This is a genomic window from Leifsonia sp. P73, assembly GCF_051059105.1.
Lineage (GTDB): Bacteria > Actinomycetota > Actinomycetes > Actinomycetales > Microbacteriaceae > Leifsonia.
Map to the genome: position 1 here is coordinate 1,915,298 of NZ_CP194931.1, position 13,974 is coordinate 1,929,271.

Consider the following 13,974-nt stretch of genomic DNA (forward strand, 5'->3'; position numbering starts at 1 on the left):
GGTCGTCGCTCGTGTTCGGTCGGGTGGTGGCGCCTCAGTAGGCGCCGGTGGGATGCAGGAGCACGCGAGCCGTGCGCCAGAGGATCACCAGGTCGCCGGTGAGCGACCAGTTCTCGACGTAGTAGAGGTCGAGCCGGACGCTCTCCTCCCAGGAGAGGTCGGAGCGGCCGTTGACCTGCCACATCCCCGTGAGACCCGGCTTGATGTACAAGCGGCGGTGGACGTGGCTCTCGTAGCCGTCGACCTCGCGCCGCAGCGGCGGGCGCGGACCGACGAGACTCATGTCGCCGACCAGGACGTTCCACAGCTGCGGGAACTCGTCGATGGAGAACTTCCGGATGACGTGCCCGATGCGGGTGACGCGCGGGTCGTCCTTCAGCTTGAACAGGAGCCCGTTGCCCTCGTTCTTGTCGTTCAGCTCGGCCAGCCGCGCTTCAGCGTCGACGACCATCGAGCGGAACTTCAGCATCTTGAAGGTCGAGCCGTTGCGGCCCACCCGGTCCTGGCGGAAGAGCGCGGGCCCGGGCGAATCCAGCCGGACCAGCAGGCCGACGATCAGCATCGGGACGGCGAGGACCACCAGCGCGGCTCCCGCGAGCACGATGTCGAGCATCCGCTTGAGGACGTGCTTGCCGCCCTCGAACTGCGGGATCTCCACGTGGATCAGGGGCAGCCCCTCGACCGGCCGGAAGTGGATGCGCGGCCCGGCCACATCGGTCAGCCGCGACGCCAGCACCAGATCGGTCGCGGTGCCCTCCAGCGCCCACCCCAGGTCGCGGATGTACCGGCTGCCGCCGCGCGGCTGCCCGGCGACGATCACCGTGTCGGCGCCGAGGCGGCGTGCCGCGTCCGTCACGTCGGACAGCCCGCAGACGACCGGGAGCTGCTCCGTGCCGATGTCGATCCGGTCGCGCCCCGCGTTCTCGGTCGCAACGCCGACCACGTGGTAGGCCGCTCCCGACTTCGCCTGGATCTGCGCGGCCACATAGCCGACGTCGTCGCGGTCGCCGACCACGAGGGCGCGGGAGAGGTAGTGGTCGTAGCGCTGCTGGCCGACGAGCCAGCGCCGCCACATCCAGCGGCTGCCGAGCAGCGCGACCGCGCCGGCGGGCAGGGCCAGGATGAAGTAGCCGCGGGCGACCTCGACGTCCCCGACCAGGAAGACGATGGCCAGAAGGCCGAAGGTAAGAGCGCTGGCGGACGCCACCCGGCGGTACTCGGTGAGACCGGTTCCGCAGACCCGCGCGTCCCTCGTGTGCCCCGCGGAGAGGGCGATCGACCAGCTGAGTGCGATCAGGAGGGAGATCAGCGCGTAGGGCACGGGGAAGCCGGCCACGTTGGCGGCGACGTCGTGAGGGCCGAAGCGCATGACGAAGGCGGTGCCGATCGCCGCGAGGATGATGACGGAGTCGGTGATCCGCAGCCGCACCAGGTAGGAGTGGGCCCACGGGCGGCCGTCGCCGGGGCGGAGGCTCTCGACTTCTGCGGAGGCGCCGTAGCGCCGCCACGGGCGCTGGACGCGCCCGCCGACGGCGCCTCGGACGGCGCGGGGGCGGACGACGGTCATCACCGGTCCCCCCGCGCTGCGGCGCCGCGGCGGGCGCGATGGACAGAACCGGCGGCAGCTGGGGGAAAGCCGTGGTCTCGAACGACTTTGCCGCCGCCGGTCCCGCTCAGGGGGACGGCCGTGTGGACGCTGACCGGGCGGACCGTCCCGGCGCGTTGACTCGGAGTTCTCGGGTGCATCACGACTCGTCCCTGCTCATCGGGTTTCACAGGTGTATTCGGCTTCGCAGGGCTGGGGTCCGACCAGAAACTGATTGTTCCTCACCTCTACAAAAATGAGGATACATCGGCTTTCGAAGCCGGCCCTATCCCCCGTCCGGGGGGTGCCAGAGGGGTCTCGCCGGGGGGCGGCTCAGGCCGAGACGCCGGTCTCCGCGAACAGGTACGCCGCGATCTCCAGGGCGCTCGTGGCAGCCGGGGACGGCGCGTTCAGGACGTGCAGCTGATGACGCGAGCGCTGGATCACGAAGTCGTCGGCGAGCGTCCCATCGCGCCGCACGGCCTGCGCGCGGACGCCCGCGCCCGCCCGGACGATGTCCCTGGCGTCGATCCTCGGAACCAGACGCGCGAGGCTCGCGGCGAACGCCGAGCGGCTCAGCGAGCGGGCCACCTCGCGCACACCGGTCTCGAGGTTGCGCGAAGCCATCCGCAGGAATCCGGGATAGGTCAACGCGTCCACCGCGTCGCGGAGGTCGATGTCGCGCCAGCGGTAGCCCTCGCGCTTGAGCGCGAGCACCGCGTTCGGCCCGGCGTGGACCGAGCCGTCGATCATCCGGGTGAGGTGCACGCCGAGGAACGGGAGCTGCGGGTCGGGGACCGGGTAGATCAGGCCGCGCACGAGGTCCCTGCGCTCCGGGCGCAGCTCGTAGTACTCGCCGCGGAACGGCACGATGCGCACCTCGGGTTCGACGCCGGCGAGCAGGGCGACCCGGTCGGCCTGCAGCCCGGCGCAGTTGACCAGGATCGACCCACGCGCCTCTCCGCCCTCGTACTCGACGACGACGCCCTCCGCGGTGTCGTGGATGGCGGCGACCCGTGCGCCGGTGCGCAGCTCGGCGCCGTGCCGGATCGCGATCGCGGCGAGCTCGCGACAGACCGCCGGATAGTCGATGATGCCCGTCGTCTCCACCCGGAGGGCCTCCACGGCGTAGACCTCCGGCTCGTACTCCGAGGCCTCGATGCCGTCGATGAGGCGGCACGGCACCCCGTTGGCGTCCGCGCGCCTGTGCAGCTCATGGAGGCCGTCGAGCTCGTCCTCGTCGGTGGCGACGATCAGCTTGCCCGGCACGGCGTAGGGGATGCCGTGGTCCTGCGCGAAGGCGATCATCGACGCGTTGCCCGCGGCGCACATCCTCGCCTTGAGCGAGCCCGGGCGATAGTAGGGCCCCGCGTGGACCACCCCGCTGTTGTGGCCCGTCTGGTGGGCGGCCCAGGTCTGCTCCTTCTCGAGGAGCGTGACATGGGTCCCGCGCTGCGCCGCGTGCGCCGCGAACGCGAGGCCGAGGATCCCACCCCCACGACGACGACGCTCGGGCCCATCGACTCCTCCAGCACGACTCGGTGACGCAGCGTTCGCCCCGACATGGGGAACTGAGTAGTTCTCATGATCGCGACCCGGGAGGCGAAAGCCCAGCCCGTCGGGCGTAAATGAGGGAAAATCACCCCCGCTTTGGGGTCAGCGAAGCACCGCCGCGAGCTCCTCGGCCACGAACTCCTGCTGGTCCGCCGTGATGTGCGGATAGATCGGGAGCGAGAGGATCCGGCCGGCCGCGGCCTCCGCCACGGGGAACGATCCCCGTCCGGGCCCGCCCGCCCGGTACGCGGCGGTCAGATGGAGCGGCGTCGGATAGTGGATGGCAGCGCCGACGCCGGCCTCGTTCAGGCGTGCCAGCACTCGGTCGCGGTCGTCCACGCGCACCACGTAGAGGTGCCAGACGTCGAGGTTGCCCGGCGCGCTCGACGGCAACCGCACGCCGGCCACCTCCTCCAGGAGGGCGGCGTAGCGCGCTGCGGCGACCCGGCGGCGCCGGTTCCAGTCCGCGAGGTGACGCAGCTTCACGCGCAGCACGGCCGCCTGCAGCGAGTCCATCCGCGAGTTGAAGCCCACCAGCTCGTGCTCGTACTTCTTCTCGCTGCCGTGGGAGGCGATCAGCCGCACGGTGCGCGCGATCTCCGCATCGCCGGTGGTCACCGCGCCCGCGTCGCCCGCCGCCCCGAGGTTCTTGCCGGGGTAGAACGACGTGGAGGAGACCAGGCCCAGGCTGCCCGCCCTGCCGTCGGCGCTCTCCGCACCCTGCGACTGCGCGCCGTCCTCCACAATCGGGATGCCGCTCGAGCCGAGCGCCCTGCGGATGGCCCCCACCGGCGCCATCTGCCCGAACAGGTGCACGGGCACGACCGCCTGCGTGCGGGACGTGACCGCCGCGGCCGCCGCGGAAGGGCTCAGCAGCAGGTGCTCGTCGTCCACGTCCGCGAAGACCGGGACGGCGCCGATGCGCGAGACCGCCTCCGCCGTCGCGATGAACGTGTTCACGGGGAGCACGACCTCGCCTCCGGCCGTCACCCCGGCGGCGCGCAGCGCGAGCTCCAAGGCGTCGGTGCCGTTGCCGACGCCGACGCAGTGGCCGGCGCCCGTGGCCTCGGCGTACTCCCGTTCGAACGCCCCGACGTCGCTGCCGCCGATGTAGGAGGCCGTCTCGAACACGTGGTCGACCGCCGCGCGGATGTCGCCGGCGGTCTCGGTGTTCTGAGCGACCAGATCGACCAATGGGACTCTCACAGCCGTACCCCCAGTTCTCGTGCGGGCACTCCGGCCCAGGTCTGCCCGTCCGGGACGTCCGAGAGCACGACGGCCCCCATCCCGATTGTCGCGCCCGCGCCGACGGAGACCCGCTGGCGGATCGACGAGTTCATTCCGAGGTAGGCGGCCTCGCCGAGCCGGACCACCCCGCCGACGGCGACACCCGCCGCCAGCGTCACGTAGTCGTCCACGATGTCGTCGTGGGTGAGCGTGCAGTTCGGCATCACCACGACGTGACGCCCGAGGACGATGTCGGCCGTCAGCACCGAGCCCGCCAGGATGATCGACCCCGCGCCCACCCGGCTGCTCTCGGCGAGGTGCGCCGCGTCGTCGACCACGGTGGCGTAGCGCTCGGGTCCGACGCCGAGCGCCGCCAGCCGCTGCACGATCGCCCGCCGTGCCGACCCGCTGCCCACGCAGACCGTCAGCGAACCGGGCAGCTCAGCGGCCAGCTCCAGGCCGCCGAGCACCTCCGCGGTGCCGATGCCGTGCCCGTGCAGGCCGGGGTCGTCGTCGAGCACGCCGATCACGCGCATCGCCGACTGCCGCATGGCCATCACCTCGCGGGCGAGGCCGCTGGCGCCGATCAGGACCAGGTCCCTCATGCCGCACCCCGCAGTTCCGCGGCATCGCGGAGGGCGTCCACGACGCGCTGCTGCTCTTCGTCGGTCAGCTCGTGGAAGAGAGGGAGGATGAGCGTGCGGTCGGTCAGTCGCTCGGTCACGGGCAGCGGGACCGACCCCGTGTCCGCGTCGCGGTACGCCGGCTGCCGGTGGGCGGCCATGATGCCGCGCCGGGCGGACACTCCCGCCTCGGCCAGGACCTCCATCGTGCGCTCCCGCGTCGCGGCGAACGACGGCTCGACCTCCACCCAGTAGGACTGGAAGTTGCTGGTGCCCCACTCAGGGTCGACGACGGGGCGCAGGCCGGGGATGTCGGCTATCAGCTCGGAGTAGCGCGCCGCCAGCTCCCTGCGCCGCCGGACGATCTCCGGCAGGCGGCCGAGCTGCACGATCCCGACCGCCGCCTGCAGGTCGGTCATCCGGTAGTTGAAGCCGATCTCGGTGTACTCCTCCTGCGGCGCGAGGATGCTGGCCTGCCGGTCGGCGGCGGAGACGCTCATCGAGTGCTCGCGCAGCCGGCGGGCACGGTCGGCCCAGGCGCGGTTCGGCGTGGTGAGCATCCCGCCCTCCCCTGTCGTCAGCAGCTTGCGGGGGTGGAAGGACCAGGCGGTGACGTCGGCGCCCGCTCCGACCGGACGGCCGCGGTAGGTCGAGCCTGCGCCGCAGGCGGCGTCCTCGATCACGACGATGCCGCGGGGCTCGCACACCGCGCGGATCGCGTCGAGGTCGGCGGGCACGCCGCCCTGGTCGACGACGATCACGGCGCGGGTGCGCGGGGTGAGTGCCGCCGCGACGGACTCAGGGGTCAGGTCGCCCGTCGCGGCGTCCACGTCGGCGAACACGGGTCGCGCGCCGACGTACGTCGGTGCGTTCGCCGTGGCGATGAACGAGAAGGACGGGACGACCACGTCGTCGCCCCGCGCGACGCCGGCAACGACCAGCGCGAGGTGCAGCGCCGTCGTGCAGTTGGAGGTGGCGACCGCGTACGGTGCGCCCATCGCCGCAGCGAACTCCTCCTCGAAGCGGGCGACCCGCGGTCCCTGAGCGACCCAGCCGGAGGCGATCACCTCCGTGACGGCGGCGATCTCCTCCTCGCCGAGCCACGGCTTCATGACGTTGATCCGGCTCATGAGCGCACCAGGTCCGCCCGGCCCGCCGCGATCTCCTCGCGCAGCGGGCGCCACCACTCGACCAGCTCGCGCAGCCCGTCCTCCAGGGGATCTCCGCGGTGAAGCCGAGGTCGCGCTGCGCCGCCGTGATGTCGGCCAGCCGGCGGGTGACGCCGTTGACCGCGCGCTCCGGGCCGTGCTCGACCTCCAGGGTGGAGTCCATCGCCGCCAGGAGGGCCTGGGCCAGCTCCAGCAGGCTCGTCTCCGTCCCGCTCGCGATGTTGTAGAACCCCTCGTGCACATCGGCGGTCGCCGCCAGCAGGTTGGCCCTGGCGATGTCGCGCGTGAACACGAAGTCCATCGTCTGGAGGCCGTCCCCGAAGATCAGCGGCGGCTTGCCGTCGGCGATCCGCTCCATCCAGCGCACCAGCACCTCGGTGTACAGCCCGTGCACGTCCATCCGCGGCCCGTAGACGTTGAAGTAGCGGAGGATGACGTAGTCGAGGCCGTTCATCGCGCGGAAGCTGCGCAGCATCCCCTCGTTGAACGACTTGGCCGCGCCGTAGAAGGTGTCGTTGTTGTGGTGGTGGTGCCGCTCGGAGGTCGGGAACTCCTCGGCCAGTCCGTACACGGACGCCGACGACGCGGTGATCAGCTTGTCCACACCGTGCTCGACCGCCGCCTCGTAGACGTTGAACGTGCCGTCGACCAGCACCTCCAGCGCGAGCCGGGGCTCCTCCGCGCACTGCGTGATGCGGATCGCGGCCTCGTGGTAGACGAGGTCCTTGCCGCGGGTCACGTCGTGCACCAGATCGCGGTCGCGGAGGTCGCCCTCCACCAGCGTCACCCGCCCGGACGCGAGCGCGTCGTCCAGGTTGGCCAGGCGACCGCGGACCAGGTTGTCGAGCACGTCGACATGCGCGACTCCTGCGTCGAGGAGCTGGTCGACGATCTGCGAGCCGATGGTGCCGGCGCCACCCGTGACGAGGACGTCGGCGCCGTCCAGCGCGGTCACCGCACACCCGCCAGCTGCTGCTGGGCGCTCGCGGCGTCCTCGACGTCGACGACCGCGCCCGCCTCGGCGAGGCTGCGGGAGGCGGCCTCGAGGACGGACAGGACCCGCAGGCCCGCGGCGCCGTCGGTGCGCGGCGCGCGCTTGGACCGGATGCTGTCGGCGAACTCCGCCGCCATCTGGCCCAGGGCCTCCCGCTCGGGCAGTGCGGGCGACCAGGTGTCGCCGAGCCGGTACGAGACGGTGGCCGCTGTGCGTTCGACGCCGTCGGCGGCCTGGAGGCCCAGGTCGACGCCGCGGTCGTACACGCTGAGGCGCTGCTGCGGGTTCAGGTCGTCCCAGACGAGGGTGCGCTTCGTGCCGCCGATCACCATCTGGCGGATCTTCGTGGGGCTGAGCCAGTTCACGTGCACGTGCGCCATCGCCCCATTCTGCAGCGGAAGCACGAGATACCCCACGCACGACTTCCCGGCGCCGAGCGGATCGGCGCCGTGGGCCGCCAGCGTCTTCGGCCGCAGCCCACCCGGGAGGATGAAGTCGATGATCGACAGGTCGTGCGGGGCCAGGTCCCAGAACACGTCCACATCGGGCTGGATCAGGCCGAGGTTGATGCGCGTGGAGTCGATGAAGAGGATGTCACCGAGGGCGCCCTCATCGATCAGCTCGCGGATCTTCAGCACGGCCGGGGTGTAGCAGTACGTGTGGTCCGCCATCAGCACGAGGCCTTCGGCCGCCGCGGCGGCGACCATCGCGCGCCCGCGGTCGCCGGCGTCGGCGAGCGGCTTCTCCACCATCACGTGCTTGCCCGCGGCGAGTGCCTTGATGGCGAGCCCGTGATGGGTCCGGGCGGGAGTCGCGATGGCGACGGCGTCGATGTCGTCCCTCGCCAGCAGCGCGTCGACGTCGGTCTCGACGTCGACTCCGCCGACGCGGGCGGCGAGACCCTCCGCCCGTTCGCGATCCAGGTCGCAGATGGCGACGAGCCGCCAGTCCGGGCCTGCCGAGAAGTTCCTCGCCAGGTTCGGGCCCCAGTAGCCGGCGCCGATCACCGCGATTCGCAGTTGTTGTTCCATGAGTGCCCCCAGCACCTTTCTTGTCGACGGGGTCGCCTTCGGGTGACGACCCCGGGTTGTGTGGAACCCCTACTGACTCGCCACGAAGTTGACGTCGACCCAGTAGTTGTTCGAGACCGTGTTGCTCGGGAAGCCTGTCGAGTACGCGTACGCCCCGCCGGTGGCCAGCGTCGAGAGCGGGCCGTTCACGATCGGGTTGGACAGCGTCCCGACGTCGGCCGCGTAGGCGAGATTGGTCGTGTAGTACGACGCCCGGTACTCGGTGTTCGCCGTGATGGTCACCGGCGTCGTGAAGAACACGTCCTGCCAGCCGCTCGCCGTCTCCCCTGTCGAGGCCGCGGTCGCGAGCTGCGTCCCGCTCGCCGACCACAGGGAGACGGTGTGGGTGCCGGCGTCTCCCGCGCCCTTGTAGAACCGGATGCCGGTGATCGTGCCTGCCACGGACGAGGTGAACCTCACTCCGAGTTGGACGGGTGCGCTGTCCTGCACCGCGGGGTTCGCCGGGACCGCCGTGCTCGAGAAGATCGAGACGCCCGCCGCCGGGTTTCCGGACCCTCCTGTCCCGCCGCCGCCGGTCGAGCCGGACGCCGGCGAGAACACCACATCCACGTAGTAGTTGGTCGAGCTGTACGAGTAGGTCGGGAATCCGCCGGTGCTGGTGTACAGGTAGAGGCCGTTGCTCCCGCTGGGAGCCGAGAGCGGTCCGGCGGTCTTCGCCGCCGCGAAGTAGTTCGCGGTGTACGAATAGTTGCCCTGGGGCGCCAGGTACGACACCACATAGGCCGACCCGGCCGTCACCGTCAGCGGTGTGGAGAGCTGCGCCGTCTGCCAGCCGGTCGACGTCTCACCGGTGAAGGTCACCGACGCGAGCTTCGCGCCCGCCGAGGACCAGATGGAGCCGACATGGGTGCCGAGGTTGCCCGCGCCTTTGAAGAACCGGATCGCGGTGATCGTCCCGTCCTGGCTGGGTGCGAACTTCATCCCGAGCTCGACGGAGGAGGAGTCGTTCGTCGCGTCGACGACGGTCGGCGACTCGCTGCCGAGCAGGGTGTACTGCGCTGACGTGGAGGACTGGACGGTGAACGACCAGGTCTGCGTGGCGAGCGACGCCCCATCGGTGGATTTCGCGCCGGACAGCGTCGCCGTCACCACGGCGCCCGCCGGCAGCGCCGACGACGGGGTGAACGTGATCGTCGTCCCGTCGCTCGACTGGGAGACTGTTCCGGCCACGGCGCTGCCGCCCACGGTGACTCCCATCGTGTATCCGGCGGCGATCGCGGTGGACAGCGTGATGGAGACGGCGGAGGTCGGCGCGACGCCGACGGCGCCGGAGGCCGGGGACTGCGACACCACGGACACCGGGGACGGAGCCTTGGTGAAGACGACATCCACCAGGTAGCTGGTCGTCGACGCCATGTTCGGGAACCCGTTCGCGTACGTGTACCGCCCCATCGAGGCGCCGGCGACGAGCGGCGGGTTGCTCACCCCGGAGCCGGTGAACACGCCGGGCGTCGCGGAGTAGGTGCCCGTCGTCGTGCGGTAGGAGACCACGTAGTCCGTGTTCGCCGTGATGTTCACCGGCGTGGTGAAGGTGAGCGTCTGCCACCCTGCGGTCGACTCGCCGGTGAACGTCCCGGTCGCGAGTTGCTGCCCGGTGCTGCTCCAGAGCGTGCCGACGTGGGTGCCGGTGTTGGTGGAGTTCTTGTAGAACCGGATGCCGGTGACCGCGCCGGCCGCGGTGCTCGCGAACTGCACGCCGAGCGTGACCGGCGAGTCGTTCACCTGGAGGATCGACGGGACGGTGGAGTCGGAGAACAGACTGCACGGGCAGACGCCCGGCGCCGGATCGGGTTTGACGGTGGTGAAGCTCCACGAGCCGCCCGAACTGAGGGCGTTCCCGTAGGTGTCCGCCGCTGTCATCGTCACCGAGTACTTCACGAAGCCGTTCAGGGGCGACGTCGGAGTGAAGACGGCCGTCCGCGTCGAGGCGGTGTAGCTCACAGCACCGGCCACCGGATTCCCGAGGGAGTCCTTGACCGTGAAGGCGATGCTCGCCGGATTGACGGCCTTCGACATGACGGCGCCGATCGTGGTCGCGAGCGGTACGCTCGACGACCCCGGCAGCGGCGACTGCCCGGTCGCGACAAGGGGCGAGTTGTCGACCGCGGAGAAGAGGGCGTCGACGAAGTAGTTCGCGCTCTCGTACGATGCCTGCGGGAAGGTGCCCACCGAGGTGGAGTACACCCCGGGCGCAACGGCGCCGAAGCCGCCGGCGACCGAGAAGACGCCGTCGGTCGGGCCGCGGTACGAGAACGCGTAGGCCTGGGCGGAGTAGTGACCGGCCGGGGCCGAGTACGACACGACGTAGGTCGTGCCTGCGGAGACGGCGACCGGCGAGACGAAGTTCGCCGTCTGCCAGCCGGAGGCCGTCTCACCGCTGAACGAGACGGTAGCGAGCCGGTTTCCCGAGGTGTCCCAGAGCGAGCCGGTGTGCGTCCCGGTATTCGCCGTGCTCTTGTAGAAGCGCACCCCCGTGATGAAGCCGTTCTGCTGCGCCGTGAAACGCAGCCCCAGCTCGACGGCCGACGCGTCGCCGGCATCGGCGACCGCCGGCGCCGTCGAGCCGTAGATCGACGCGAGGCCGGTCACCGTGACCGGGCGCGAGGTCGGCGTCGACGTGTTGGCGCTGTCGTCGGTCGCCCTCACGGCGATCGCGGCGGTGCCGAGTCCATGCTGGACGTACGTGTACGACCAGAAGGTCGTTCCGCTCGCGGGGTGCCAGCTCGTCCCGCCGTCGGTGGACACCTCGACACCGGCGACCACGCCGCCGACATCGGACGCCGTGCCGGTCACGGTGACGGACGCGCCGTTCGCGATCGTCGCACCGGAGGCCGGCGAGGAGATCGTCACCGTCGGGGGTGTGGTGTCCGTGCTGGCCGTCGTCGCGACCAGGCCCGACTGGAGGGAGCCCGGCTGGGCGCCCATGTCGGCCATCAGGTTGACCTGGGCCTGCTGCATCCGTGGGTCGGCGGCGGCGCCGGCGCCGTCATGCGTCGCGTCGAGACCCCACGACCATTGCACCGAGCCCGCGGAGAAGACGAGGGCTCGGGAAGACGCGCGGTAGAGGGTGACGTGGTGGGTGGTCACCCCGGTGCCGGTGGTGTTGCCGAAGTCCAGCATGTATGACGGGACCGTCCCGGTCACCGTGGACAGGTCGATCAAGCCGGCCGGTCGGAACCCGTTGTCGACGTCCTCGTCGGACTCGTAGCCCACCGTGTGCGGCGCGAGGGCCGCCGTCGTCCCCGCGGCGAGCGAGGACAGACTGGTATTGCGCCACAGTCTGGTCTTGCCCTGCGCGGCCGTGACCGTGATCGGGAGGTCGGTCAGGTTGGAGACGTACATCGTCCCCGAGACGCCGTTCTCCGGAAGCCCGGCACCGTTGGCCTGGGAGGCGAAGCGCGGGTCGCGCCAGGTGCCGGTCCACTCGGCCTTCGGGTCGATCTTCGCGTTCGACCAGGTCTCCTTGTAGGACACCAGGGTGCGGTAGTTCGTGGATGTCCCGGCCACGGACGGTTCGTACCGGGTGTGCCAGTACATCTCGTTGCCGGAGAGGAACTGCACGTTCACCCCGGCGTTGATCGCCGCCTGGACATTGGCCCGCTGGTTCGCCGACCAGTACTCGTCGTGCCCGACCGAGAGGAAGACCTTGTGGTTCAGCAACTGTGAACCGTACCGATCGGTGTCCACCCCGGAGAAGTACGACATGTTGTAGCCGTTCTTCTCCAAGAAGCGCACCTCGGGATACTCAGCGCTGAAGTAGAAGTCCCGGCCCGAGTTCTGGCCCCGAGTGGTGATCGGGCGGTTGTAGCTGATCTTGTAGGCCCGGCCGTTCGCCGCGCCCTGGTAGAAGTCCGAGCCGCCGTAGGTGTTGTACGCCTGCCAGGTCGGGTCCGACGTCTGGTAGAGGATGTCCGAGTGGCTGGCGTCGTTCCGGACGACGAATGTGATCTGGCTCTCGTCGCCGTTGTCGTTGCGGTGGAGGAGCGCGATGTAGACGCCGGAGACCGCCGAAGGCGGGACCGTCCACGATGCCGACTGCGCCCAATTGCCGCAATCGGTGAGTTCGACTGTCGGGTCCCAGTAGCAGGCGGGCTGCGTCTGCGGAAGGGTTGCGGACGGCGTGACGTCCGCGATCTTGCGCGCCCCGAGACCCTGGTAGTAGCCGGTGCGGAAGATCTGGATCGTGTAGGACTTCGCGGTCGTGTTGACCTTGAAGCCGATCGTTCCGCCGATGTTGACGCTGATGTCGGTCGAGAAGCCCTGGATGTCCGAGTCTCCCGAGCCGCTGACGTCCCACACCGAGGGGTCGGTGCCGGCGAGGGCGTTCTCGCAGACGATCGGATTCGCCGCGGCGTTGCAGCCCTGGTCCGCTCGTGCGGGCTGGCTCGTCGCGAGGCTGACCCACGCGAACAGCACGACCACCACCGCGCAGGCGGTCACGAACAGCGCATTCCGCCGGCGGCTCGGCCGCCCGACGTGCATACCCACAGATTGAGCTTTGCTCATATGTGAGAGATTGTCACAAATTCGGCGCGATCGCTCACCCCCTAATAGGGGGGCGAACCACTAGGCGACCCGGCCGCGGGGGCCGGACGGCTCACTCCTCGGAGCCGACCTCGGCTTCGTCGTCGGCGCTCTCCTCGGCTTCGTCGTCGGCACTCTCCTCGGCTTCGTCGTCGGCGCTCTCCTCGGCGTCGGCTTCCGCACGCTGCTCGGAGTCGTCCGCCGTGTCCTCTTCCGCCGCGAACCGGTCGGTCGCCTCGATCAGCGCGTCCAGGATGCCCGGCTCGTCGTACGCGTGCCCGGCGTCCGCCACGATGTTCAGCTCGGCCTCCGGCCACGCCCGGTGCAGGTCCCACGCGGTCATCGCCGGCGTGCAGACGTCGTAGCGGCCCTGCACGATGACGCCGGGGATGCCCTCCAGCTTGTACGCGTCGCGGATGAGCTGGTCCTCCTCGAACCAGCCGCCGTTCATGAAGTAGTGGTTCTCGATGCGCGCGAACGCCACCGCGTACTTCTCCTCGGTGAACGTCTCGACGACCTCCGGCCGCGGCAGGAGCGTGATCGTGGAAGACTCCCAGCGCGACCAGGCGATGGCGGCCGGACCGTGCACGGCCGGGTCCTCGTCGGCCAGCAGCCGGCTGTAGGCGCGGATCAGGTGGCCGCGCTCCGCCGGCGGCACCGGCTCCACGAAGCCCTCCCACAGGTCGGGGAACAGCGCAGCGGCGCCGCCCTCGTAGAACCAGTCCAGCTCGGCCGGGCGCAGCGTGAAGATGCCGCGAACGATCAGCTCGGTCACCCGCTCGGGATGCGTCTCGGCGTACGCGAGCGCCAGCGCGCTGCCCCACGAGCCGCCGAACACCTGCCAGCGCTCGATCTCCAGGTGCTCGCGCAGCTTCTCCAGGTCGGAGACGAGATTCCAGGTGGTGTTCGCCGACAGGTCGGCGTCCGGGTCGCTCGCGTGCGGCAGGCTGCGACCGCAGTTGCGCTGGTCGAGCAGGACGATCCGGTACCGCTCGGGGTCGAACAGCCGGCGGTGGGAGGGCGTGCTGCCGCCGCCGGGGCCGCCGTGCAGGAACACCACGGGCTTGCCGTCCGGGTTCCCGCTGGTCTCGAAGTACACCTGCTGGCCGTCGCCGACGTCCAGCATCCCGCTGTCGTACGGCTCGATCTCCGGGTAGAGAGTGCGCATGGTGCGACTGTAGCGGGCCGCCACCCGCTCCCCCACGCG

The 13,974-nt window shown here is 70.6% G+C and carries 8 protein-coding genes and 1 pseudogene; all 9 read right to left on the reverse strand.

The features are described 5' to 3' along the window. Positions 1-34 precede the first annotated feature (34 nt). The gene (locus ACQ86L_RS09800; RefSeq protein WP_434318713.1) at positions 35-1,567 is read right to left on the reverse strand and encodes a sugar transferase; all 1,533 of its coding nucleotides are present in this window, start codon (positions 1,565-1,567) and stop codon (positions 35-37) included. A 351-nt stretch (positions 1,568-1,918) separates the two neighbouring features. Continuing rightward, complete coding sequence (gene lhgO / locus ACQ86L_RS09805) at positions 1,919-3,073, reverse strand: L-2-hydroxyglutarate oxidase (RefSeq protein WP_434318871.1); 1,155 nt, start codon at positions 3,071-3,073, stop codon at positions 1,919-1,921. Positions 3,074-3,241: 168 nt separating this feature from the next. Then, the gene (locus ACQ86L_RS09810) at positions 3,242-4,345 is read right to left on the reverse strand and encodes a DegT/DnrJ/EryC1/StrS family aminotransferase (RefSeq protein ID WP_434318714.1); all 1,104 of its coding nucleotides are present in this window, start codon (positions 4,343-4,345) and stop codon (positions 3,242-3,244) included. Continuing rightward, the gene (locus ACQ86L_RS09815) at positions 4,342-4,971 is read right to left on the reverse strand and encodes a NeuD/PglB/VioB family sugar acetyltransferase (RefSeq protein ID WP_434318715.1); all 630 of its coding nucleotides are present in this window, start codon (positions 4,969-4,971) and stop codon (positions 4,342-4,344) included. Before ACQ86L_RS09815 ends, ACQ86L_RS09810 begins: the two co-directional genes overlap by 4 nt. Then, a complete protein-coding gene (locus ACQ86L_RS09820) occupies positions 4,968-6,101 on the reverse strand; it encodes a DegT/DnrJ/EryC1/StrS family aminotransferase (protein ID WP_434318872.1) in 1,134 nt (377 codons plus the stop codon). Before ACQ86L_RS09820 ends, ACQ86L_RS09815 begins: the two co-directional genes overlap by 4 nt. A 14-nt stretch (positions 6,102-6,115) precedes the next feature. Beyond that, positions 6,116-7,113 (reverse strand): annotated as a pseudogene (locus ACQ86L_RS09825) (NAD-dependent epimerase/dehydratase family protein). Next, complete coding sequence (locus tag ACQ86L_RS09830) at positions 7,110-8,183, reverse strand: Gfo/Idh/MocA family protein (RefSeq protein WP_434318716.1); 1,074 nt, start codon at positions 8,181-8,183, stop codon at positions 7,110-7,112. The pseudogene ACQ86L_RS09825 and the gene ACQ86L_RS09830 overlap by 4 nt, the downstream one beginning before the upstream one ends. Before the next feature lie 69 nt (positions 8,184-8,252). Beyond that, on the reverse strand, positions 8,253-12,683 hold the full coding sequence (locus tag ACQ86L_RS09835) for a DUF4082 domain-containing protein (protein ID WP_434318717.1): 4,431 nt from the start codon (positions 12,681-12,683) through the stop codon (positions 8,253-8,255). A 157-nt stretch (positions 12,684-12,840) separates the two neighbouring features. Next, complete coding sequence (pip, locus tag ACQ86L_RS09840; protein ID WP_434318718.1) at positions 12,841-13,935, reverse strand: prolyl aminopeptidase; 1,095 nt, start codon at positions 13,933-13,935, stop codon at positions 12,841-12,843. Between the last annotated feature and the right edge of the window lie 39 nt (positions 13,936-13,974).